The 21,875-nt window shown below is 58.5% G+C and carries 16 protein-coding genes; 14 read left to right on the top strand and 2 right to left on the bottom strand.

From position 1 onward, the window contains the following. Positions 1-104: 104 nt before the first annotated feature. Positions 105-1,658 (bottom strand): glycoside hydrolase family 17 protein, encoded by a 1,554-nt coding sequence (locus tag ASE80_RS15750; RefSeq protein WP_056859737.1) that lies wholly within the window; start codon positions 1,656-1,658, stop codon positions 105-107. A 332-nt stretch (positions 1,659-1,990) separates the two neighbouring features. Between ASE80_RS15750 and ASE80_RS15745 the strand changes: the two genes are divergently transcribed. The 3 genes from ASE80_RS15745 (at position 1,991) to ASE80_RS15735 (ending at position 5,094) form a co-directional block, all read left to right on the top strand. Beyond that, positions 1,991-2,842 (top strand): glycine betaine ABC transporter substrate-binding protein, encoded by an 852-nt coding sequence (locus ASE80_RS15745; protein ID WP_056859736.1) that lies wholly within the window; start codon positions 1,991-1,993, stop codon positions 2,840-2,842. A gap of 285 nt (positions 2,843-3,127) precedes the next feature. After that, positions 3,128-3,439: a DUF485 domain-containing protein gene (locus tag ASE80_RS15740; RefSeq protein ID WP_017134441.1), complete on the top strand. Its 312-nt coding sequence runs from the start codon at positions 3,128-3,130 to the stop codon at positions 3,437-3,439. Then, positions 3,436-5,094, top strand: coding sequence for a cation acetate symporter (locus ASE80_RS15735; RefSeq protein ID WP_056859735.1), 1,659 nt, complete (start codon positions 3,436-3,438; stop codon positions 5,092-5,094). Before ASE80_RS15740 ends, ASE80_RS15735 begins: the two co-directional genes overlap by 4 nt. A gap of 958 nt (positions 5,095-6,052) precedes the next feature. On the opposite strand, the gene gltA is transcribed toward ASE80_RS15735, so the two are convergent. After that, entirely contained in the window at positions 6,053-7,342 is a 1,290-nt protein-coding gene (gene gltA / locus ASE80_RS15730; protein WP_003210575.1) for a citrate synthase, read from the bottom strand. 364 nt (positions 7,343-7,706) lie between these two features. Here gltA and sdhC point away from each other — a divergent pair, with 364 nt between their 5' ends. The 11 genes from sdhC (at position 7,707) to ASE80_RS15675 (ending at position 21,801) form a co-directional block, all read left to right on the top strand. Further along, positions 7,707-8,081, top strand: coding sequence for a succinate dehydrogenase, cytochrome b556 subunit (sdhC, locus tag ASE80_RS15725; protein WP_016979564.1), 375 nt, complete (start codon positions 7,707-7,709; stop codon positions 8,079-8,081). Then, positions 8,075-8,443 (top strand): succinate dehydrogenase, hydrophobic membrane anchor protein, encoded by a 369-nt coding sequence (gene sdhD, locus ASE80_RS15720; protein ID WP_003233245.1) that lies wholly within the window; start codon positions 8,075-8,077, stop codon positions 8,441-8,443. Before sdhC ends, sdhD begins: the two co-directional genes overlap by 7 nt. Positions 8,444-8,446: 3 nt before the next feature. After that, the gene (gene sdhA, locus ASE80_RS15715; RefSeq protein ID WP_017134444.1) at positions 8,447-10,219 is read left to right on the top strand and encodes a succinate dehydrogenase flavoprotein subunit; all 1,773 of its coding nucleotides are present in this window, start codon (positions 8,447-8,449) and stop codon (positions 10,217-10,219) included. A gap of 11 nt (positions 10,220-10,230) precedes the next feature. Then, positions 10,231-10,935 carry a succinate dehydrogenase iron-sulfur subunit gene (locus ASE80_RS15710; protein ID WP_003172807.1) on the top strand — a complete coding sequence of 235 codons (705 nt, stop codon included), beginning with the start codon at positions 10,231-10,233 and terminating at the stop codon, positions 10,933-10,935. A 261-nt stretch (positions 10,936-11,196) separates the two neighbouring features. Beyond that, on the top strand, positions 11,197-14,028 hold the full coding sequence (locus ASE80_RS15705) for a 2-oxoglutarate dehydrogenase E1 component (protein WP_056859734.1): 2,832 nt from the start codon (positions 11,197-11,199) through the stop codon (positions 14,026-14,028). Positions 14,029-14,072: 44 nt separating this feature from the next. Beyond that, positions 14,073-15,293, top strand: coding sequence for a 2-oxoglutarate dehydrogenase complex dihydrolipoyllysine-residue succinyltransferase (gene odhB, locus ASE80_RS15700; RefSeq protein ID WP_056859733.1), 1,221 nt, complete (start codon positions 14,073-14,075; stop codon positions 15,291-15,293). Between the two features lie 99 nt (positions 15,294-15,392). After that, on the top strand, positions 15,393-16,829 hold the full coding sequence (gene lpdA / locus ASE80_RS15695; RefSeq protein WP_056859732.1) for a dihydrolipoyl dehydrogenase: 1,437 nt from the start codon (positions 15,393-15,395) through the stop codon (positions 16,827-16,829). Positions 16,830-17,033: 204 nt separating this feature from the next. Further along, positions 17,034-18,200 (top strand): ADP-forming succinate--CoA ligase subunit beta, encoded by a 1,167-nt coding sequence (sucC, locus tag ASE80_RS15690; RefSeq protein ID WP_003210567.1) that lies wholly within the window; start codon positions 17,034-17,036, stop codon positions 18,198-18,200. Beyond that, positions 18,200-19,081 carry a succinate--CoA ligase subunit alpha gene (sucD, locus tag ASE80_RS15685; protein WP_056859731.1) on the top strand — a complete coding sequence of 294 codons (882 nt, stop codon included), beginning with the start codon at positions 18,200-18,202 and terminating at the stop codon, positions 19,079-19,081. The genes sucC and sucD overlap by 1 nt, the downstream gene beginning before the upstream one ends. Before the next feature lie 432 nt (positions 19,082-19,513). Continuing rightward, positions 19,514-20,827 carry a branched-chain amino acid transport system II carrier protein gene (gene brnQ, locus ASE80_RS15680; RefSeq protein WP_056859730.1) on the top strand — a complete coding sequence of 438 codons (1,314 nt, stop codon included), beginning with the start codon at positions 19,514-19,516 and terminating at the stop codon, positions 20,825-20,827. A gap of 233 nt (positions 20,828-21,060) precedes the next feature. After that, the gene (locus ASE80_RS15675) at positions 21,061-21,801 is read left to right on the top strand and encodes a DUF599 domain-containing protein (RefSeq protein WP_056859729.1); all 741 of its coding nucleotides are present in this window, start codon (positions 21,061-21,063) and stop codon (positions 21,799-21,801) included. Positions 21,802-21,875 lie beyond the last annotated feature (74 nt).

Raw genomic sequence — 21,875 nt, 5'->3', positions numbered from 1 at the left:
CTCGTGCTTCTAGCACCGCGGACTCACAGCTTGCCATCCACCCCTCTCACCACAGAGTTTATTCCCAGATCAAGACACAAGCGGGCTTGCTCGCGAAAGCGGTCTTATGCCTTACGCACCCGCAAGCACCGCCACAAAGCCACCACCATCAACCCGCTGACCACCGCCCAACCCCACGCCTGCTGGTTCAGCAACCCTTCGCGATACAGCTGCGGCGCAATGCCGGCGCCGATAATGAACGCCAGCAGCGCAATCTCGCGACGCGGGCCGGTGACCGGGCGAACCAGGTAAACCAGAGCCGGCAACACCAGCGCCGCACTCGGGAAGCTGCGATAGCGCGGGTCGAACACCAGCGCCAGCATCATCACCGCCCCAGCGAACCCGGCGATTGCCACCAGCCAGCCGGCGCGTTGTTCCAGCCAGTTGAAGCTCCGTTCACGCCAGCCTTCCCGGGCACTCAGCGCCAGTGCAGCATGGGCCAGCACGAGCAGGTTCAGCATCACCAGCAAGCCTGCCCACACCCATTCATCGTTGAAGCGCGCTGTGACGCGTGTCAGTTCAGCCCAGGTGCCGATCGAGCAGGCCGCCACTGCACCGAGCAGTGGCAGCAACAGCGCGGCACGCGTGCTGCGCACCCGGCCACCCAGCGCCAGGGTGCCCAGCAGGATCAGGCCGCCGACGCCCAGCCACAGCGGCCAATACGGTACGTTGCTCACCGGCCCGGCAAGGATGCCCTTGTCCTGGCGGTCGGCATCAAACAAGCCCCAGTAACCACCGACGGCACCTTCGCTGGCGCGTTTCCAGGGTTGGTCAAACGCTTCGATCAGGTTGTAGCGCCAGCCATTGGCTTCGGCCATGGCCACAAAACCGCGCATGAACTTGGCCTCGTTGACCCGGCTTGGCACCGCGGTTTCGCGCTGGCGGCCTTCGCTGGGCCAGCCGGTCTCGCCGATCAGCACATCTTTAGGCGCGAATTTGTTGCCGAAGGTCTGGCGCACATCACCCACATGCTTGAGGGCTTGATCGATGCCCGACGGGTCATCTTCCCAGTACGGCAGCAGGTGAATGGTCAGGAAATCCACCGCCGGGGCGATTTCCGGGTGCTGCAGCCAGAATTCCCACACATCGGCATAAGTGACCGGTTGCTTGATCTGGCTTTTAACCTGGTGAATCAGTGCTACCAACTGCTTGGCGGTGACTTCCTTGCGCAGCAGGGCCTCGTTACCGACGATCACTGAAGTGACCACATCGGGGTTGGCATTGGCAGCAGCAATCAGTTCTTTGATTTCTTTTTCGGTGGCCACCGGGTCACTGCTGACCCAGGCGCCGGCCATCAACTTCAAGCCATGGGCGCGCGCCATGCCCGGCAGGGCTTCCAGGCCGGTCATGGAGTAAGTGCGGATGCATTCAAAACGGGTGGCCAGCAGTGCCAGGTCGGCGTCCATGCGCTCGGGGCGCAGTTTGAACGGCTGGTCGAACGGCGACTGGTCCTTGTCGAACGGCGTATAGGAGGCGCATTGCATCTTGTGGCTGGCACTGGCCACATCCGGCAGCACCACCGGCCGGCCGAGGCCGTACCAGTAGCCGACAAGGGCAAGCACGCCGAGGATCAAGGCGCAGAAATAGGGCAGGGCAGGGAAGCGGGCAGTCGCGGGCATGGTCAGCTTATCTGGGGGAGCAAAGGCGCGCATCTTACCCGGATTTGGCCCGTCCCAGTGGGGCTGCATAATTTAGACATGCAAAGTTCGGGCGGGAAATTGACGCCAAGTCCTAGGAACTGTCCTGCTGGCGATGTGATGTCGTTTCTTGCTTACCCGAGGTCGCTGACAGAGCAGGTCCAAGGCCCCGGCAGGTTGATGATCCAAGTGTCAGCACTCCACTGGCGGGGCACCACCGTGATCGACGCGCGTGAAGGGGGCGCGATGCACCCTATAACAACAGGTTGACGTCGCTCGGCATCCGTCGAGCGCAGCACTTTCGGGGAAGTATTATGAAGATGCGACGACTCTTGGGCGCAGCTGCCACTCTGGTAGTTGCGATGGGCTCCACACTGGCCAGCGCCGACAGCAAAACCCTGAGCATCGGCTATGTAGATGGTTGGTCCGACAGCGTTGCCACGACCCATGTGGCAGCCGAGGTGATCAAGCAAAAACTCGGTTACGACGTGAAACTGCAAGCCGTCGCCACCGGGATCATGTGGCAGGGCGTCGCCACCGGCAAGCTCGACGCCATGCTGTCCGCCTGGCTGCCTGTGACCCACGGTGAGTATTGGACCAAGAACAAGGACAAGGTGGTCGACTACGGCCCCAACTTCAAGGATGCGAAGATCGGCTTGATCGTGCCGGAGTACGTCAAGGCCAAGTCCATCGAAGACCTCAAGACCGACACCACCTTCAAGAACAAGATCGTCGGTATCGACGCCGGTTCAGGCGTGATGCTCAAGACCGACGAAGCGATCAAGGCCTATGGCCTGGACTACAAACTGCAAGCCAGCTCGGGTGCGGCGATGATCGCCGAGCTGACCCGTGCCGAAGACAAGCAGGAATCCATTGCCGTGACCGGCTGGGTGCCGCACTGGATGTTTGCCAAGTGGAAACTGCGTTTCCTCGACGATCCAAAAGGGATTTATGGTGCTGCTGAGACCGTCAACAGCATCGGCAGCAAGGGCCTGGAGAAGAAAGCGCCGGAAGTCGCCGCTTTCCTGAAGAAATTCCAGTGGGCCTCCAAGGACGAAATCGGCGAAGTCATGCTGGCGATTCAAGAGGGCGCCAAACCTGATGCCGCGGCCAAGGATTGGGTCGCCAAGCACCCTGAACGTGTGGCCGAGTGGACCGCCAAATAAAGCAGTAGCGCTTTAGAAGCCCCACCACAACCCTATGTGGGAGCGGGCTTGCTCGCGAAGGCGGTGTGTCAGTCAGCCTGTGCATTGACTGATACGCCGCCTTCGCGAGCAAGCCCGCTCCCACATTTTTTTGCCTGTATTCAGGCTGTTGTTTATTTGTTGACTGTAAAACTTGCTAAGTGGCCATCTCGATCTACTACTAAGGTCGTCTGGAACCTGTTCCGCAGCCGCATACAGTGGATATGTTCCAAAATAATAAAAAGCTGTGCTGCGAGGATAAAAACAATGAACGACAGCATTTACCTCTCGATTCAAAACAGCCCGCGTTTCAAGGAGCTGGTCAGAAAAAGGGAAAGATTCGCCTGGATTCTCTCGGCGATCATGCTAGGGCTTTACTCCGCTTTCATCCTGTTGATTGCCTACGGGCCACAAATACTGGGGGCCAAACTCAGCCCCGGCTCATCCATCACCTGGGGCATCCCCATCGGGGTCGGCCTGATTGTCTCGGCCTTTGTCCTCACCGGCATTTATGTACGACGCGCCAACGGCGAATTCGACGACCTGAACAATGCGATTCTTAAGGAGGCTGCGCAATGATCCGTCGTCTATTGGCTGTACTTGGCGCTTCGGTCTTTGCGCCCGCCGTTTGGGCGGCGGATGCATTGACCGGTGAAGTGCATAAACAACCGCTGAACGTTGCGGCGATCCTGATGTTCGTGGTCTTCGTCGGCGCGACGTTGTGCATCACCTACTGGGCGTCCAAACGCAACAAGTCGGCGGCCGACTACTATGCGGCCGGCGGCAAGATCACCGGTTTCCAGAACGGCCTGGCGATTGCCGGTGACTATATGTCGGCGGCGTCCTTCCTGGGGATTTCCGCGCTGGTGTTCACCTCCGGCTACGATGGCCTGATCTACTCGATCGGCTTTCTGGTGGGCTGGCCGATCATTCTGTTCCTGATCGCCGAGCGCCTGCGTAACCTGGGCAAGTACACCTTTGCCGACGTGGCGTCCTATCGCCTCGGGCAAACCCAGATCCGCAGCCTGTCGGCCTGTGGTTCGCTGGTGGTGGTGGCGTTCTACCTGATCGCGCAGATGGTGGGGGCGGGCAAGCTGATCCAGCTGCTGTTCGGCCTGGACTACCACGTTGCGGTGATCCTGGTGGGTATCCTGATGTGCATGTACGTGCTGTTCGGCGGCATGCTGGCGACCACGTGGGTGCAGATCATCAAGGCGGTGCTGTTGCTGTCCGGTGCCTCGTTCATGGCGCTGATGGTGATGAAGCACGTCAATTTCGACTTCAACACGCTGTTTTCCGAGGCGATCAAGGTTCACCCCAAAGGTGAGGCGATCATGAGCCCTGGCGGCCTGGTGAAAGATCCGATTTCGGCATTCTCGTTGGGCCTGGCGCTGATGTTCGGTACGGCCGGCCTGCCGCATATCCTGATGCGCTTCTTCACCGTCAGCGATGCCAAGGAAGCGCGTAAGAGCGTGTTGTATGCCACCGGTTTCATTGGCTACTTCTATATCCTCACGTTCATCATCGGCTTTGGCGCGATCCTGCTGGTGAGTACCAACCCGGCGTTCAAGGATGCTGCAGGCGCCTTGCTCGGCGGCAACAACATGGCGGCGGTGCACCTGGCCAACGCGGTGGGTGGCAGTATTTTCCTCGGCTTCATCTCGGCCGTGGCGTTTGCCACCATCCTGGCAGTGGTTGCCGGTTTGACCCTGGCCGGTGCTTCGGCGGTGTCCCATGACCTGTATGCCAGTGTGATCAAGAAGGGCAAGGCCAACGAGAAAGATGAGATTCGCGTGTCGAAGATCACTACCGTGGCGTTGGGTGTGTTGGCAATCGGCCTGGGTATCCTGTTCGAAAGCCAGAACATTGCGTTCATGGTCGGCCTGGCATTCTCGATTGCGGCCAGCTGTAACTTCCCGGTACTGCTGCTTTCCATGTACTGGAAAAACCTCACCACCCGTGGCGCCATGATTGGCGGCTGGCTGGGCTTGATCAGTGCCGTCGGCCTGATGATCCTCGGTCCGACCATCTGGGTGTCGATCCTGCACCATGAAAAAGCCATCTTCCCTTACGAGTACCCGGCGCTGTTCTCGATGATCATTGCGTTCGTCGGCATCTGGTTCTTCTCGATCACCGACAAGTCGGCGGCGGCAGAGAAAGAGCGTGCGCTGTACTTCCCGCAGTTTGTGCGTTCGCAGACTGGCCTGGGGGCAAGCGGGGCGGTTAACCACTAATATTTGTAACGGCTAAAAAAATGCCCCGGTCGTGAGATCGGGGCATTTTTTTACTTTTATTGGTAACGGATTTCACAAAACAGTTTCTCAACTCCTGCATCAATACAGTGCCTGTACGCCGATCGTTCCCATGCTCCGCGTGGGAATGCAGCCACGGACGCTCTGCGTCCCGGTTGGCGCTGGCCTCAGGTCTTGGGCAATGTGACGCGGAGCGTCACGGGAGGCATTCCCACGCAGAGCGTGGGAACGAACATTGCCCTGGTGTGAGATCGGGGCATATTGGTAACGGATTCACAAAACAGTTTCTCAACGCTTGCATCAATAAAGTGCCTGTACGCCGATCGTTCCCATCATTGCCCTGGTGTGAGATCGGGGCATATTGGTAACGGATTCACAAAACAGTTTCTCAACGCTTGCATCAATAAAGTGCCTGTACGCCGATCGTTCCCATGCTCCGCGTGGGAATGCAGCCACGGACGCTTTGCGTCCCGGCTGGCGCTGGCCTCAGGTCTTGCGCAATGTGACGCGGAGCGTCACGGGAGGCATTCCCACGCAGAGCGTGGGAACGATCATTGCCCTGGTGTGAGATCGGGGCATATTGGTAACGGATTCACAAAACAGTTTCTCAACGCTTGCATCAATAAAGTGCCTGTACGCCGATCGTTCCCATTGCCCTGGTGTGAGATCGGGGCATATTGGTAACGGATTCACAAAACAGTTTCTCAACGCTTGCATCAATAAAGTGCCTGTACGCCGATCGTTCCCATGCTCCGCGTGGGAATGCAGCCACGGACGCTCCGCGTCCCGGTTGGCGCTGGCCTCAAGTCTTGCGCAATGTGACGCGGAGCGTCACGGGAGGCATTCCCACGCAGAGCGTGGGAACGATCATCAGGCTGCACAAATAAAAACGGCCTCCCTGGATAAGGAGGCCGCTTTTTATTACCAAGCCATCAGATGCTTACTTGCGATCTTCCAGTTTGGTGATGTCACGCGACTCGTAGCCGGTGTACAGCTGGCGCGGACGGCCAATCTTGTACGGGCTGGAGAGCATTTCTTTCCAGTGCGAGATCCAGCCGACAGTACGTGCCAGGGCGAAGATCACGGTAAACATGCTGGTTGGAATGCCGATCGCCTTGAGGATGATCCCCGAGTAGAAGTCGACGTTCGGGTACAGCGAGCGTTCGATGAAGTACGGGTCGGTCAGGGCGATCTCTTCCAGGCGCATGGCCAGTTCGAGTTGCGGATCGTTCTTGATGCCCAGTTCCTTCAACACTTCGTCGCAGGTCTTCTTCATCACGGTGGCACGCGGGTCGCGGTTCTTGTAAACGCGGTGACCGAAGCCCATCAGCTTGAACGGGTCGTTCTTGTCCTTGGCCTTGGCGATGAACTTGTCGATGTTCGAAACATCGCCAATTTCATCCAGCATGGTCAATACGGCTTCGTTCGCACCGCCGTGGGCAGGGCCCCACAGTGCGGCGATACCGGCGGCGATACAGGCGAACGGGTTGGCACCCGAAGAGCCGGCCAGGCGTACGGTAGAGGTGGAGGCGTTCTGTTCGTGGTCGGCGTGGAGGATGAAGATCTTGTCCATCGCAGCGGCCAGCACCGGGCTGATCGGTTTGATCTCGCACGGGGTGTTGAACATCATGTGCAGGAAGTTTTCCGCGTACGTCAGGTCGTTGCGCGGGTACATCATGGGTTGGCCCATGGAGTACTTGTAAACCATTGCGGCCAGGGTGGGCATCTTGGCAACCAGGCGGATCGCGGAAATTTCGCGATGCTGCGGGTTATTGATGTCCAAGGAGTCGTGATAGAAGGCCGACAGGGCGCCGACTACGCCGCACATGACGGCCATCGGGTGGGCGTCGCGACGGAAGCCGTTGAAGAAGGTCTTCAACTGCTCGTGAACCATGGTGTGGTTCTTCACGGTGCTGACGAACTGGGCTTTCTGCTCAGCTGTTGGCAATTCGCCATTTAGCAGCAGGTAGCAGGTTTCCAGGTAGTCCGACTGTTCAGCCAGCTGTTCGATCGGGTAGCCGCGGTGCAGCAGAATGCCATTGTCACCATCGATATAGGTGATCTTCGACTCGCAAGAGGCGGTCGACATGAAGCCTGGGTCGAATGTGAAACGGCCCGTGGCCGTCAGGCCCCGTACGTCGATAACATCGGGACCAACGGTGCCGGTTAAAATGGGCAGCTCGACGGGGGCTGCGCCCTCGATGATCAACTGCGCTTTTTTGTCAGCCATGTGGCCTCCTATTTATGCTTCAAATCATCAGACAGACCCCCCACGCAGGGCCCGCACCACTATATTGATATAAATCCAGATGTCAATTTGCCTAAAGTCTTGCTCCAGAAGGCTTTAACCATACTTTTTCGTCGAAATTGACTGCCATTTACGCCTTTTATACCGCCAGCGCAATCAGCTATTAGGGTGAGGAGTGCGCGTTGTCATTAGTAACCTAACTGTCTATACTCGGCCACCGACCGCCAAGGGCTTTTGGGCTTGCTTTCATTGGGGGTCGCACTCCCTGGGTGGTGCTTACCTGACCAGTGCACTCCCCAACAACTTTGCCCTGATTGTTAGGGGCTCTTCAGTGTGAAAAAAAGCCGTGAATAGCCAACGACCTGTAAACCTAGACCTAAGGACCATCAAACTCCCCATCACCGGCGTTACGTCGTTCCTGCACCGTGTTTCCGGCATCATCCTGTTCCTGGGCTTGGGCATCATGCTTTATGCATTGAGCAAATCCCTGGGTTCCGAGGAAGGATACGCCGAGGTGAAGGCATGCTTGACCAGCCCGCTGGCCAAGTTCGTAGCATGGGGCCTCCTGTCCGCTTTGCTGTATCACCTGGTTGCCGGTGTGCGCCACTTGATCATGGATGCGGGTATCGGTGAGACGCTCGAAGGCGGCCGCCTGGGCTCGAAAATCATCATCGCCATTTCCGTGGTGCTGATCGTTCTGGCAGGAGTTTGGATATGGTAACCAGCGTTACGAACCTTTCGCGTTCGGGCCTCTATGACTGGATGGCACAGCGTGTGTCTGCGGTCGTTCTCGCGGCTTATTTCATTTTCCTGATCGGATACCTCGTCGCAAACCCGGGCATCGGCTATGAGCAATGGCATGGCCTGTTTGCCCACAATGCGATGCGAATCTTCAGCCTGCTGGCCCTTGTAGCCCTGGGCGCTCACGCCTGGGTTGGCATGTGGACCATCGCGACTGACTACCTGACGCCAATGGCGCTGGGCAAGTCCGCGACCGCAGTCCGTTTCCTCTTCCAGGCAGTCTGCGGCATTGCGATGTTCGCTTACTTCGTCTGGGGTGTGCAGATTCTTTGGGGTATCTGATTCATGGCTAACATTCCAACTATTTCCTTCGACGCCATCATTATTGGTGGCGGCGGTGCCGGCATGCGCGCAGCGTTGCAGCTGGCCCAGGGCGGTCACAAGACTGCCGTGATCACCAAGGTGTTCCCGACCCGTTCCCACACCGTATCGGCCCAGGGTGGCATCACCTGCGCCATCGCTTCCGCCGACCCGAACGATGACTGGCGCTGGCACATGTACGATACCGTCAAGGGTTCCGACTACATCGGTGACCAGGACGCTATCGAATACATGTGTCAGGAAGGCCCGGCCGCCGTGTTCGAGCTGGACCACATGGGTCTGCCGTTCTCGCGTACCGAGCAAGGTCGTATCTACCAGCGTCCATTCGGCGGCCAGTCGAAGGATTACGGTAAAGGCGGGCAGGCTGCCCGTACGTGCGCCGCTTCCGACCGTACCGGTCACGCGCTGTTGCACACCCTGTATCAGGGCAACCTGAAAGCCGGTACCACGTTCCTGAACGAGTACTACGCGGTTGACCTGGTGAAGAACGCCGACGGCGCCTTCGTCGGTGTGATCGCCATCTGCATCGAAACCGGTGAAACCACCTACATCCGCGCCAAGGCTACTGTGCTGGCAACCGGCGGTGCAGGTCGTATCTACGCGTCGACCACCAATGCCCTGATCAACACCGGTGACGGCGTCGGCATGGCTCTGCGTGCTGGCGTGCCGGTACAAGACATTGAAATGTGGCAGTTCCACCCGACCGGCATCGCCGGCGCCGGTGTACTGGTTACAGAAGGTTGCCGTGGTGAAGGTGGTTACCTGATCAACAAGCACGGCGAGCGTTTCATGGAGCGTTATGCTCCGAACGCCAAAGACCTTGCCGGTCGTGACGTTGTGGCCCGTTCGATGGTTAAGGAAATCATCGCCGGCAACGGCTGTGGCCCGAACGGCGACCACGTATTGCTCAAACTCGATCACCTCGGTGAGGAAGTGTTGCACAGCCGCCTGCCAGGCATCTGCGAACTGTCCAAGACCTTTGCGCACGTTGACCCTGTGGTTGCTCCGGTGCCGGTTGTTCCGACTTGCCACTACATGATGGGCGGCGTGCCGACCAACATTCATGGCCAGGCGATCACCCAGAACGCCGAAGGCGTGGACGAGATCATCCACGGTCTGTTCGCCGTAGGCGAAGTGGCCTGCGTATCAGTACACGGTGCCAACCGCCTGGGCGGCAACTCGCTGCTCGACCTGGTGGTATTCGGTCGCGCTGCCGGCCTGCACCTGGAAAAAGCCCTGACCGACGGCATCGAATACGATGACGCCACCGACGCCAACATCGAGGCCGCCCTGGCGCGCCTGAATGCGCTGAACGAGCGTACTGATGGCGAAGACGTGGCTACCCTGCGTCGCGAGCTGCAAAGCTGCATGCAGAACTACTTCGGTGTATTCCGTACCGGCGAATACATGCAGAAGGGTATTGCCCAGCTGGCCGACCTGCGCACGCGCATCGCCAACGTCAAGATCAACGATAAGAGCCAGGCGTTCAACACCGCTCGTATCGAAGCCCTTGAGCTGCAAAACCTGCTGGAAGTGGCTGAAGCCACTGCGATCGCCGCCGAGGTTCGTAAAGAATCCCGTGGTGCCCACGCCCGTGAAGACTTTGAAGATCGCGACGACGAAAACTGGTTGTGCCACACCCTGTACTTCCCGGGTGACAAGCGCGTAACCAAACGTGCCGTGAACTTCTCGCCGAAGACGGTGCCGACGTTTGAACCGAAGATTCGGACTTACTAAGGGTGGCTGCCATGTTGAAAGTCAGTGTTTACCGCTACAACCCTGATCAGGACGCCGCGCCGTTCATGCAGGAATTTCAGGTCGATACCGGTGGTAAAGACCTGATGGTGCTGGATGTACTGGCACTGATCAAAGAGCAGGACGAAGGTTTTTCCTATCGTCGCTCTTGCCGTGAGGGCGTTTGTGGCTCCGACGGCATGAACATCAACGGCAAGAACGGCCTGGCGTGCATCACGCCGCTGTCCGCTGTTGTTAAAGGTAACAAGCTGATCGTTCGTCCACTGCCAGGTTTGCCGGTTATCCGTGACCTGGTCGTCGATATGAGCATCTTCTACAAGCAATACGAGAAAGTTAAGCCGTTCCTGCAGAACGATACGCCGGCTCCGGCCATCGAGCGTCTGCAGTCCCCTGAAGAGCGTGAAAAGCTCGACGGTCTGTACGAGTGCATCCTGTGCGCTTGCTGCTCGACCTCGTGCCCGTCCTTCTGGTGGAACCCGGACAAGTTCCTGGGTCCAGCTGCCCTGCTGCAAGCGTACCGCTTCCTGGCAGACAGCCGTGACACCAAGACGTCCGAGCGTCTGGCTTCACTGGATGACCCGTTCAGCGTCTTCCGCTGCCGCGGGATCATGAACTGCGTCAACGTATGTCCCAAAGGCCTGAACCCGACTAAGGCCATTGGTCACATCCGTAACATGCTGCTGCAAAGCGGCGTGTAAGCGACGTTGTAGCAAGGCAGGACCGTTGTGCCCGTAAATGCTACGGCGCAGGCTTCAACCGGCGCCGTAGTTTTAACTTGAGCAGCGACTTACAAAGCCGCAGCTCTTATTTTGAAGAAATGAGACAAGCAGGGGCATTCGGGTTGGTACCCGAACTATCAGCGTGATCCTAAGTGGCTTGTTTTGGTCGCTGCACTTGGCCTTTTGCAAGCAAACTCGGTGTTTTCGCCGGTGGTGTCCCCAAATCGAGGGTGACCAAGCATGCAAGAAAGCGTGATGCAGCGCATGTGGAACAGCGGCTATCTTTCAGGTGGTAACGCTGCCTATGTGGAAGAGCTTTATGAGCTCTACCTGCACGACCCTAACGCTGTGCCAGAAGAATGGCGCACCAAATTTCAGACGTTGTCTTCAGACGGCAACGCTGCCACCGATGTATCGCACGCAACAATTCGCGATCAATTTGTGCTGCTGGCAAAGAACCAGCGCCGCGCCCAACCGGTTTCCGCCGGTAGCGTGAGCAGCGAGCATGAGAAGAAGCAAGTTGAAGTATTGCGACTGATCCAGGCTTACCGGATGCGTGGCCACCAGGCGGCCCAGCTTGACCCGCTGGGGCTCTGGAAGCGTCCTGCACCTGCTGACCTGTCGATCAATCATTACGGCTTGACCAATGCCGATCTTGATACGACCTTCCGTGCCGGCGACCTGTTCATCGGCAAAGAGGAAGCGAGCCTACGCGAAATTCACGAAGCGTTGCAGCAGACATATTGCCGCACCATCGGCGCTGAGTTCACGCACATCACCGATTCCGAGCAGCGCCACTGGTTCCAGCACCGTCTGGAAGGTGTGCGTGGCCGTCCGGTATTGTCCGCCGACGTGCGCAGCCACTTGCTGGAGCGCGTGACCGCGGCCGAAGGCCTCGAGAAATACCTGGGTACCAAATACCCGGGCACCAAGCGTTTCGGCCTGGAAGGCGGCGAAAGCCTGATTCCAATGCTCGACGAGCTGATCCAGCGTTCCGGTTCCTACGGCACCAAGGAAATCGTGATCGGCATGGCTCACCGTGGTCGCCTGAACGTGTTGGTCAACACCTTCGGCAAGAACCCGCGTGAACTGTTCGACGAGTTCGAAGGCAAGAAGAAGGTCGAGCTGGGTTCCGGTGACGTTAAATACCACCAGGGCTTCTCGTCCAACGTAATGACCACCGGCGGTGAAGTTCACCTGGCCATGGCCTTCAACCCGTCCCACCTGGAAATCGTTTCTCCAGTGGTCGAGGGTTCGGTGCGTGCCCGCCAGGATCGTCGTAACGATTCTACCGGTGAGAAAGTCCTGCCGATTTCCATCCACGGTGACGCGGCATTCGCCGGTCAAGGCGTGGTCCTGGAAACGTTCCAGATGTCGCAGACGCGCGGCTTCAAGACCGGCGGTACGGTTCACATCGTCATCAACAACCAGGTCGGTTTCACCATCAGCAACCCGCTCGACGCGCGCTCGACCGAGTACGCGACCGACGTTGCCAAGATGATCCAGGCGCCGATCCTCCATGTGAATGGTGATGATCCGGAAGCCGTGTTGTTCGTGACCCAGCTCGCCATCGACTACCGCATGCAGTTCAAGCGTGACGTGGTCATCGACCTGGTTTGCTACCGCCGTCGCGGTCACAACGAAGCGGATGAACCGAGCGGCACCCAGCCGTTGATGTACCAGCAGATCACCAAGCAGCGCACCACCCGTGAACTGTACGCCGACAGCCTGATTACGGCCGGCGTGGTTGACGATGCGCGTGTTCAGGCGAAAGTCGATGAATACCGTAACGCGCTGGACAACGGCCTGCATGTAGTGAAAAGCCTGGTTAAAGAGCCGAACAAAGAACTGTTCGTGGACTGGCGCCCGTACCTGGGCCACGCCTGGACGGCGCGTCACGACACTTCGTTCGACCTCAAAACCCTGCAGGAACTGTCCGCCAAGCTGCTGGAAATTCCGGATGGTTTCGTGGTGCAGCGCCAGGTTGCGAAGATCTACGAAGACCGTCAGAAGATGCAAGCCGGCGGCCTGCCGATCAACTGGGGTTACGCCGAAACCATGGCGTACGCGACCCTGGCGTTCGAAGGTCACCCGATCCGCATGACCGGCCAGGACATCGGCCGTGGTACGTTCTCGCACCGTCACGCGGTATTGCACAACCAGAAAGACGCGACCACCTACGTACCGCTGCAACACCTGTACGAAGGCCAGCCACGTTTCGACCTGTACGATTCGTTCCTGTCCGAAGAAGCCGTACTGGCGTTCGAATACGGCTACTCCACCACCACGCCAAACGCGCTGGTGATCTGGGAAGCCCAGTTCGGCGACTTCGCCAACGGTGCCCAGGTGGTTATCGACCAGTTCATCACCAGCGGTGAGCACAAGTGGGGCCGTCTGTGCGGCCTGACCATGCTGCTGCCACACGGTTATGAAGGTCAGGGTCCGGAGCACTCCTCGGCCCGTCTGGAGCGTTACCTGCAGCTGTGCGCCGAGCACAACATTCAGGTGTGCGTGCCGACTACGCCGGCCCAGATCTACCACTTGCTGCGTCGCCAGGTGATCCGCCCGCTGCGCAAGCCGCTGGTAGTGCTGACCCCAAAATCGCTGTTGCGTCACAAATTGGCCATCTCGACCCTGGAAGATCTGGCCGACGGTTCGTTCCAGACCGTGATTCCGGAAATCGACACCCTGGACGCTGCCAAGGTCACTCGCCTGGTCCTGTGCAGCGGCAAGGTTTACTACGACTTGCTGGAAAAACGCCGTGCCGAAGGCCGCGAAGACATCGCCATCGTGCGTATCGAGCAGCTTTACCCGTTCCCGGAAGACGACCTGATGGAGGCCATCGCGCCTTACACCAACCTCACGAATGCCGTGTGGTGCCAGGAAGAACCGATGAACCAGGGCGCGTGGTACAGCAGCCAGCATCATTTGCGTCGCAGCATCGGTAACCACAAAATAGGCCTGGGCCTGGAGTACGCCGGTCGTGATGCTTCTGCTGCACCTGCGTGTGGTTATGCGTCGATGCACGCCGAGCAGCAGGAAAAACTCCTGCAAGATGCTTTCACTGTTTAACGCCTTCGCGCTGACTGAAACCGAATTTTAAGGACCCACAGATAATGGCTATCGAAATCAAAGCCCCGTCATTCCCGGAATCGGTTGCCGATGGCACCGTTGCCACCTGGCACAAGAAACCAGGCGACGCTGTAAAGCGTGACGACCTGATCGTCGACATCGAGACCGACAAAGTCGTTCTGGAAGTGTTGGCCGAAGCTGACGGCGTGCTGGGCGCGATCGTGGCTGAAGAGGGCGCTACCGTCCTGTCGAACCAGATCCTGGGCTCGATCGAAGCGGGCGGCGCTGCTGCGCCTGCTCCGGCCGCCGCTGCTCCTGCTGCCGCACCTGCCGCTGCCGCTCCGGCTGCAGGTGGTGAAGACCCGATCGCTGCACCGGCTGCGCGTCAGCTGGCTGAAGAAAACGGCATCAACCTGGCGTCCCTCAAGGGCACCGGCAAAGACGGCCGCGTCACCAAGGAAGACGTGGTTGCGGCTGTTGAAGCCAAGAAAAACGCTCCGGCTGCCGCACCGGCCAAGGCTGCAGCACCTGCTGCCGCTGCGCCTGTGTTCGCTGCTGGCGACCGCACCGAGAAGCGCGTACCGATGACTCGTGTACGTGCCACCGTGGCCAAGCGTCTGGTTGAAGCACAGTCGAACATGGCGATGCTGACCACCTTCAACGAAGTCGACATGACCGAAGTCATGGCCCTGCGTTCGAAGTACAAGGATCTGTTCGAGAAGTCCCACAATGGCGTGCGCCTGGGCTTCATGTCGTTCTTCGTGAAAGCGGCCACCGAAGCGCTGAAACGCTTCCCGGCAGTCAACGCTTCCATCGACGGCAGCGACATCGTTTACCACGGCTATGCAGACGTCGGCGTTGCCGTGTCCAGCGACCGTGGCCTGGTAGTACCGGTTCTGCGTAACGCCGAGCTGATGAGCCTGGCTGAAATCGAAGGCGGCATCGCCGGCTTCGGCAAGAAAGCCCGTGACGGCAAGCTGACCATCGACGAGATGACCGGCGGTACCTTCACCATCACCAACGGTGGTACCTTCGGTTCGATGATGTCGACCCCGATCGTCAACCCGCCGCAAGCTGCGATCCTGGGCATGCACAACATCATCCAGCGTCCGATGGCCATCAACGGCCAAGTCGTGATCCGCCCGATGATGTACCTGGCGCTGTCGTACGATCACCGCCTGATCGATGGTAAAGAAGCCGTGACTTTCCTGGTAACCATCAAGAACCTGCTGGAAGACCCGGCTCGTCTGCTGCTGGACATCTAAAGACGCAGCTGCAAGTTGCGAGCTACAAGCTGTAGGAAAAAGCAGCTTGGCTTGCAGCTTGTCGCTTGAAGCTTGTCGCTGAATAGAGGATCTATTTTCATGACACAGAAATTTGACGTTGTAGTGATTGGTGCCGGTCCTGGCGGCTACGTTGCCGCGATCAAGGCCGCACAACTGGGCCTCTCGACTGCTTGCATCGAAAAATACACCGACAAGGAAGGCAAACTGGCGCTGGGCGGTACTTGCCTGAACGTGGGGTGCATTCCTTCCAAGGCGCTGCTGGACAGCTCCTGGAAATTCCACGAAGCCCAGGACGGTTTCGCGATCCACGGCATCAACCATGCTGGCGTGACCATGGACGTGCCAGCAATGGTCGGCCGTAAAGCCAACATCGTTAAAGGCCTGACTTCCGGCGTTGCCACCTTGTTCAAGGCCAACGGCGTCACTTCCCTGCAAGGCCACGGCAAGCTGCTGGCCGGCAAGAAAGTTGAAATCACCAAGCCGGACGGCTCGGTTGAAGTCATCGAAGCCGAAAACGTGATCCTGGCACCAGGTTCGCGTCCAATCGACATTCCGCCTGCTCCAGTTGACCAGAACGTGATCGTTGATTCGACCGGCGCCCTGGAATTCCAATCGGTTCCCAAGCGTCTGGGCGTGATCGGCGCTGGCGTAATCGGCCTGGAACTGGGTTCGGTATGGTCGCGCCTGGGTTCTGAAGTGACTGTGCTGGAAGCCCTGGACACGTTCCTGCTGGCTGCCGACACCGCCGTGTCCAAAGAAGCGCTGAAAACCCTGACCAAACAAGGTCTGGATATCAAGCTGGGCGCCCGTGTTACCGGTTCCAAGGTCAACGGCGAAGAAGTCGTTGTGACCTACACCGACAAAGAAGGCGAGCAGACCATCACCTTCGACAAGCTGATCGTAGCGGTGGGTCGCCGTCCAGTGACCACCGACCTGCTGGCTTCCGACAGCGGCGTGAACATCGACGAGCGTGGTTTCATCCACGTTGACGATCACTGCGCTACCACCGTGCCAGGCGTGTACGCCATCGGCGACGTGGTGCGCGGCATGATGCTGGCGCACAAGGCTTCCGAAGAAGGCATCATGGTTGTCGAGCGCATCAAGGGCCACAAAACCCAGATGAACTACGACCTGATCCCATCGGTTATCTACACCCACCCGGAAATTGCATGGGTCGGTAAAAACGAACAGCAGTTGAAAGCTGAAGGCGTTGAAGTTAACGTCGGCACCTTCCCGTTTGCCGCTTCTGGCCGTGCCATGGCAGCTAACGACACCGGTGGTTTTGTCAAAGTCATCGCTGATGCCAAGACTGACCGCGTATTGGGCGTCCACGTGATTGGCCCGAGCGCTGCAGAACTGGTTCAGCAAGGCGCGATCGGCATGGAATTCGGCACCAGTGCCGAAGACCTGGGCATGATGGTCTTCTCCCATCCGACCCTGTCCGAAGCGTTGCACGAAGCAGCGTTGGCTGTGAATGGCGGCGCCATCCACATCGCCAACCGCAAGAAGCGCTAAGCGAGATAATAAGAAACCACGGCGGAGTTGCCCGTCGTGAGCCTTGCGCGCAAGACTCACCGCGGAATATCCGCTGGACGCAGCCTTGCACAGCTTTACGGGTGTTAAGCCCAGCAAGTTGTGCAAGCAGCAGTCACAGGTGGCGCGGCACTCATAATGAGCGCAGCGCCGAATGCGCAGTACCTAACGAAGACGGTAAAAAGCATGAATCTTCACGAGTATCAGGGTAAGCAGCTGTTCGCTGAATACGGCCTGCCAGTATCCAAGGGTTACGCAGTAGACACCCCGGAAGCAGCAGCAGAAGCTTGCGACAAAATCGGTGGTACCGAATGGGTTGTCAAAGCCCAGGTCCACGCTGGTGGTCGCGGTAAAGCGGGCGGCGTTAAGCTGGTTCGCAGCAAAGAAGACGCCAAGGCCTTCGCACAGCAGTGGCTGGGCAAGCGTCTGGTGACTTACCAGACTGATGCCAATGGCCAGCCAGTCACCAAGATCCTGGTTGAATCGTGCACTGATATCGCTAAAGAGCTGTACCTGGGCGCTGTCGTTGACCGTTCGAGCCGTCGCATCGTGTTCATGGCCTCCACCGAAGGTGGCGTGGACATTGAGAAGATCGCCGAAGAAACCCCAGAAAAAATTCTGAAAGCCACTATCGATCCACTGGTTGGCGCTCAGCCATTCCAGGGTCGCGAGCTGGCTTTCCAGCTGGGCCTGGAAGGCAAGCAAGTTGCCCAGTTCGCCAAGATCTTCGTAGGTCTGGCCAAACTGTTCCAGGATCACGATCTGGCCCTGCTGGAAGTGAACCCGCTGGTGATCAAGGCTGACGGCGATCTGCACTGCCTCGACGCCAAGATCAACATCGACGCCAACGCCATGTACCGTCAGCCTAAGCTGAAGACTTTCCACGATCCGTCGCAAGACGATCCGCGCGAAGCGCACGCTGCCAAGTTCGAACTGAACTACGTAGCCCTGGAAGGTAACATCGGTTGCATGGTCAACGGTGCTGGCCTGGCCATGGGTACCATGGACATCGTCAACCTGCATGGCGGCAAACCAGCCAACTTCCTCGACGTAGGTGGCGGTGCTACCAAAGAACGTGTGACCGAAGCGTTCAAGATCATCCTGTCCGACTCCAACGTCGCAGCAGTATTGGTCAACATCTTCGGCGGCATCGTTCGTTGCGACATGATTGCCGAAGGCATCATCGGTGCAGTGAAAGAAGTCGGCGTTAAAATCCCGGTTGTTGTTCGCCTTGAAGGTAACAACGCTGAACTGGGCGCTAAAGTACTGGCAGAAAGCGGTTTGAATATCATCGCGGCTACCAGCCTGACCGACGCTGCTCAACAAGTTGTCAAAGCTGCGGAGGGCAAATAATGAGCGTCCTGATCAATAAAGACACCAAAGTTATCTGCCAGGGTATTACCGGTTCGCAAGGTAGTTTCCACACCCAGCAAGCCATCGAATACGGCACCAAGATGGTTGGCGGCGTAACGCCGGGCAAAGGCGGCACCGAGCACCTGGGCCTGCCAGTGTTCAACACCGTGAAAGATGCTGTAGCTGCCACTGGCGCCACCGCCAGTGTGATCTACGTTCCAGCTCCTTTCTGCAAGGACTCGATCCTGGAAGCGGCATTCGGCGGCATCAAGCTGATCGTTTGCATCACCGAAGGCATTCCTACCCTGGACATGCTGGACGCTAAAGTTAAGTGCGACGAGCTGGGCGTAGTCCTGATCGGCCCTAACTGCCCAGGCGTGATCACCCCAGGCGAATGCAAGATCGGCATCATGCCAGGTCACATTCACTTGCCAGGCAAAGTCGGTATCGTTTCGCGTTCCGGCACCCTGACCTACGAAGCTGTGAAGCAGACGACTGACGCCGGTTTCGGTCAATCGACTTGCGTCGGCATCGGCGGCGACCCGATCCCAGGCTCCAACTTCATCGACATCCTGAAGCTGTTCCAGGAAGACCCGAAGACCGAAGCGATCGTAATGATCGGTGAGATCGGCGGTTCGGCTGAAGAAGAAGCGGCTGCCTACATCAAGGCTAACGTGACCAAGCCGGTTGTTTCCTACATCGCTGGTGTGACTGCCCCTGCGGGCAAGCGCATGGGCCATGCTGGCGCAATCATCTCTGGCGGCAAGGGCACTGCAGACGAGAAGTTTGCTGCCCTTGAAGACGCAGGCGTTAAAACCGTGCGTTCGCTGGCAGACATCGGCAAGGCTTTGTCCGAGCTGACCGGTTGGGCTGTCAAGTAAGCCTCGCGCTTAGCTGACGCTTCACCACACAAAGGCCACCTTCGGGTGGCCTTTGTGCATTCTGGATTTGCCCATTTTTTTGCAGATTTACTCGGTCAAATGTGGGAGCTGGCTTGCCTGCGATTGCAGTGTGTCAGCCAACACATTTGGCACAGACAGATCGCTATCGCAGGCAAGCCAGCTCCCGCAGTGGAATGTATTGCCAGATTAAGTATGAAAACGCGACATTTGAATGTCGCTTATCGGACAGTCCGCCCCGCAACAGTGCGTTTGTCGGCTTAATTCTGTACTCTAGCCGCCTCTTTATGCGTCCGCCTCCCAAAAGGAAGCCGCGCGCTAGACCGGTCGGTCCCCATCAGGGCTGGCAGCAGTTCCCTCATCCACAGGGAATCCCTCTCTAAATTCCGATTCAGTAGTGTGGTATTTCCTGAAATGAAAGTGTTGAAAAGCCAGGACATCCTGGCGTTAGGCTTTATGACGTTTGCCCTGTTCGTGGGCGCCGGCAACATCATCTTCCCGCCTATCGTTGGTTTGCAGTCCGGGCCGCACGTCTGGATGGCAGCGTTGGGCTTCCTGATCACCGCGGTCGGTTTGCCGGTGGTTACCGTGATTGCCCTGGCCAAAGTGGGCGGCGGCATGGACGCGTTGAGCAGCCCGATCGGCAAGATCGCTGGTGGCCTGCTGGCGGCGGCGGCGTACCTGGCGGTAGGCCCGCTGTTCGCCACTCCGCGTACCGCGACCGTTTCGTTTGAAGTGGGCCTGGCGCCGCTGACCGGCGAAAGCCCGCTGGCGCTGTTCCTCTACAGCTCGGTGTACTTCCTGCTGGTGTTCTTCATTTCCCTGTACCCAGGGCGTCTGCTGGACACCGTAGGGCGTTTCCTTGCACCGTTGAAGATCATCGCCCTGGCCGTGCTGGGCATCGCTGCGTTTGCCTTGCCGGCCGGTGATGTGGGTGTCGCCACCCCGGAATACGTCGCTGCACCGTTCTCCCAGGGGTTCATCAATGGTTACCTGACCATGGACACCCTCGGCGCGCTGGTATTCGGCATCGTTATTGTCAACGCCATTCGTTCCCGTGGTGTTGAGTCGCCCAAGCTGATTACCCGTTACGCGATCATCGCCGGGCTGATTGCCGGCGTGGGCCTGGCGCTGGTGTACATCAGCCTGTTCCGCCTGGGTTCGGGCAGCCATGCCGTGGCGGCCGGCGCCAGCAATGGCGCTGCAGTGCTGCACGCCTACGTGCAACACACGTTCGGCTCCCTGGGCAGCGGCTTCCTTGCGGTGCTGATCTCCCTGGCGTGCCTGGTCACTGCCGTAGGCCTGACCTGTGCCTGCGCCGAGTACTTCAGCAAGGTCCTGCCACTGTCCTACAAGACGCTGGTGGTGATCCTGGCGCTGTTCTCGCTGTTCGTGTCCAACCTGGGCCTGACCAAGCTGATTGCCTTCTCGATCCCGGTACTCACCGCGATCTACCCGCCGTGCATCGTGCTGGTGGCCCTGAGTTTCTGCAAAGACTTCTGGCAGGAGCAGGGCCGTATTGTTGGCCCAGTGATGCTGGTGTCGTTCATCTTTGGTTGCATCGATGCGCTTAAAGGCGCTGGCTTGGCCGATTGGATGCCGGCACAGTTGGCGCACCTGCCGCTGAGTGAGCAAGGCCTGGCATGGCTGGTGCCGTCGGTGATGACGCTCGGCGTGGCGGTAGTGGTTGACCGTATGCTCGGCAAGCGTAGCGAAGCGATCGCCTGACCTGCACCGCACGCATCACGGAAATGCCCCGTATCAATCGATACGGGGCATTTTTTATGCCTGCAAGAGCACAACCTTCTAAAGTTGGACCTTGGTCAATGTGGGAGCTGGCTTGCCTGCGATAGCAGTGTGTCGGTCAGTGCAGTGTTGACTGAATGGACGCCATCGCAGGCAAGCCAGCTCCCACATTTTGGACCGTGTTCGTCTTCATCCATCGCATACAAGGCCCGCGCATGTCGTTCATCGAAACCAACCAAATCCACCTGCTGGCCGCCTTCTGGTTCGCCCTGTGCTGGGGCGGTTACACCCGTTATGCCAGCTGGAAAGCCCGTGACACCGCCTGCCTGGCCAGCGTGCTGCATCTGTATCGCGAAGACTGGATGCGCCGCATGCTGCTGCGGGATAACCGTATTGCCGACGCCAGCGTGATCGGCAACCTGGAGCGCAACGCCTCTTTCTTTGCGTCCAGTACGTTGATTATCCTCGCGGGTATTCTCACGGTGCTGGGCGCATCCGAGCGCGCGGTATCGTTACTGGCGGACATTCCCATGGTGCAGCAGGCGTCCCAGGGCATGTCGGAAATCAAACTGCTGTGCCTGGCGCTGGTGTTCGTCTACGCGTTCTTCACGTTCAGTTGGTGCATGCGCCAATACAACTTTGCCGCCGTGCTGGTGGGGTCGGCGCCGATGATCGGTGAGCGGCATGTGTCGGAGCAGGAGCGCAAAGCATTTGCCCTGCGGGCGGCGCGGGTGATTTCGATGGCGGCCAACCAGTTCAACTTTGGCCTGCGTTCGTATTACTTCGGCATGACCATGCTGGCCTGGTTTGTCAGCCCCTGGTTGTTCATGCTGATGAGCAGCGGGGTGGTGCTGGTACTGTATCGCCGCGAGTTTCATTCCGACGTACTGCAGGTGATGGTGTACACGCCGACCGATATGCCAGTGGCGGAGCCGGCTAAAGACGCCGTGTCTTAACGAGAAGCACCGGTGTTAACGCGGTTTTATAAAAACGCAGACAAAGAAAAGCCCGCTCTATAAGCGGGCTTTCT

It is taken from the genome of Pseudomonas sp. Leaf15 (assembly GCF_001421425.1).
GTDB lineage: Bacteria > Pseudomonadota > Gammaproteobacteria > Pseudomonadales > Pseudomonadaceae > Aquipseudomonas > Aquipseudomonas salomonii.
Note: the sequence above shows the minus strand (reverse complement) of the source record. Positions and strands in the feature narration are given on the sequence as shown.

Bases quoted from the DNA above. Each gene is read 5' to 3' on its own strand.
- sdhD (WP_003233245.1), top strand. From the start codon at position 8,075: ATGGTAACCAGCGTTACGAACCTTTCGCGTTCGGGCCTCTATGACTGG.
- ASE80_RS15750 (WP_056859737.1), bottom strand. From the start codon at position 1,658: ATGCCCGCGACTGCCCGCTTCCCTGCCCTGCCCTATTTCTGCGCCTTG.
- ASE80_RS15735 (WP_056859735.1), top strand. From the start codon at position 3,436: ATGATCCGTCGTCTATTGGCTGTACTTGGCGCTTCGGTCTTTGCGCCC.
- brnQ (WP_056859730.1), top strand. From the start codon at position 19,514: ATGAAAGTGTTGAAAAGCCAGGACATCCTGGCGTTAGGCTTTATGACG.
- gltA (WP_003210575.1), bottom strand. From the start codon at position 7,342: ATGGCTGACAAAAAAGCGCAGTTGATCATCGAGGGCGCAGCCCCCGTC.
- ASE80_RS15710 (WP_003172807.1), top strand. From the start codon at position 10,231: ATGTTGAAAGTCAGTGTTTACCGCTACAACCCTGATCAGGACGCCGCG.
- sucD (WP_056859731.1), top strand. From the start codon at position 18,200: ATGAGCGTCCTGATCAATAAAGACACCAAAGTTATCTGCCAGGGTATT.
- ASE80_RS15745 (WP_056859736.1), top strand. From the start codon at position 1,991: ATGAAGATGCGACGACTCTTGGGCGCAGCTGCCACTCTGGTAGTTGCG.
- sucC (WP_003210567.1), top strand. From the start codon at position 17,034: ATGAATCTTCACGAGTATCAGGGTAAGCAGCTGTTCGCTGAATACGGC.
- odhB (WP_056859733.1), top strand. From the start codon at position 14,073: ATGGCTATCGAAATCAAAGCCCCGTCATTCCCGGAATCGGTTGCCGAT.
- lpdA (WP_056859732.1), top strand. From the start codon at position 15,393: ATGACACAGAAATTTGACGTTGTAGTGATTGGTGCCGGTCCTGGCGGC.
- ASE80_RS15740 (WP_017134441.1), top strand. From the start codon at position 3,128: ATGAACGACAGCATTTACCTCTCGATTCAAAACAGCCCGCGTTTCAAG.
- ASE80_RS15675 (WP_056859729.1), top strand. From the start codon at position 21,061: ATGTCGTTCATCGAAACCAACCAAATCCACCTGCTGGCCGCCTTCTGG.
- ASE80_RS15705 (WP_056859734.1), top strand. From the start codon at position 11,197: ATGCAAGAAAGCGTGATGCAGCGCATGTGGAACAGCGGCTATCTTTCA.
- sdhA (WP_017134444.1), top strand. From the start codon at position 8,447: ATGGCTAACATTCCAACTATTTCCTTCGACGCCATCATTATTGGTGGC.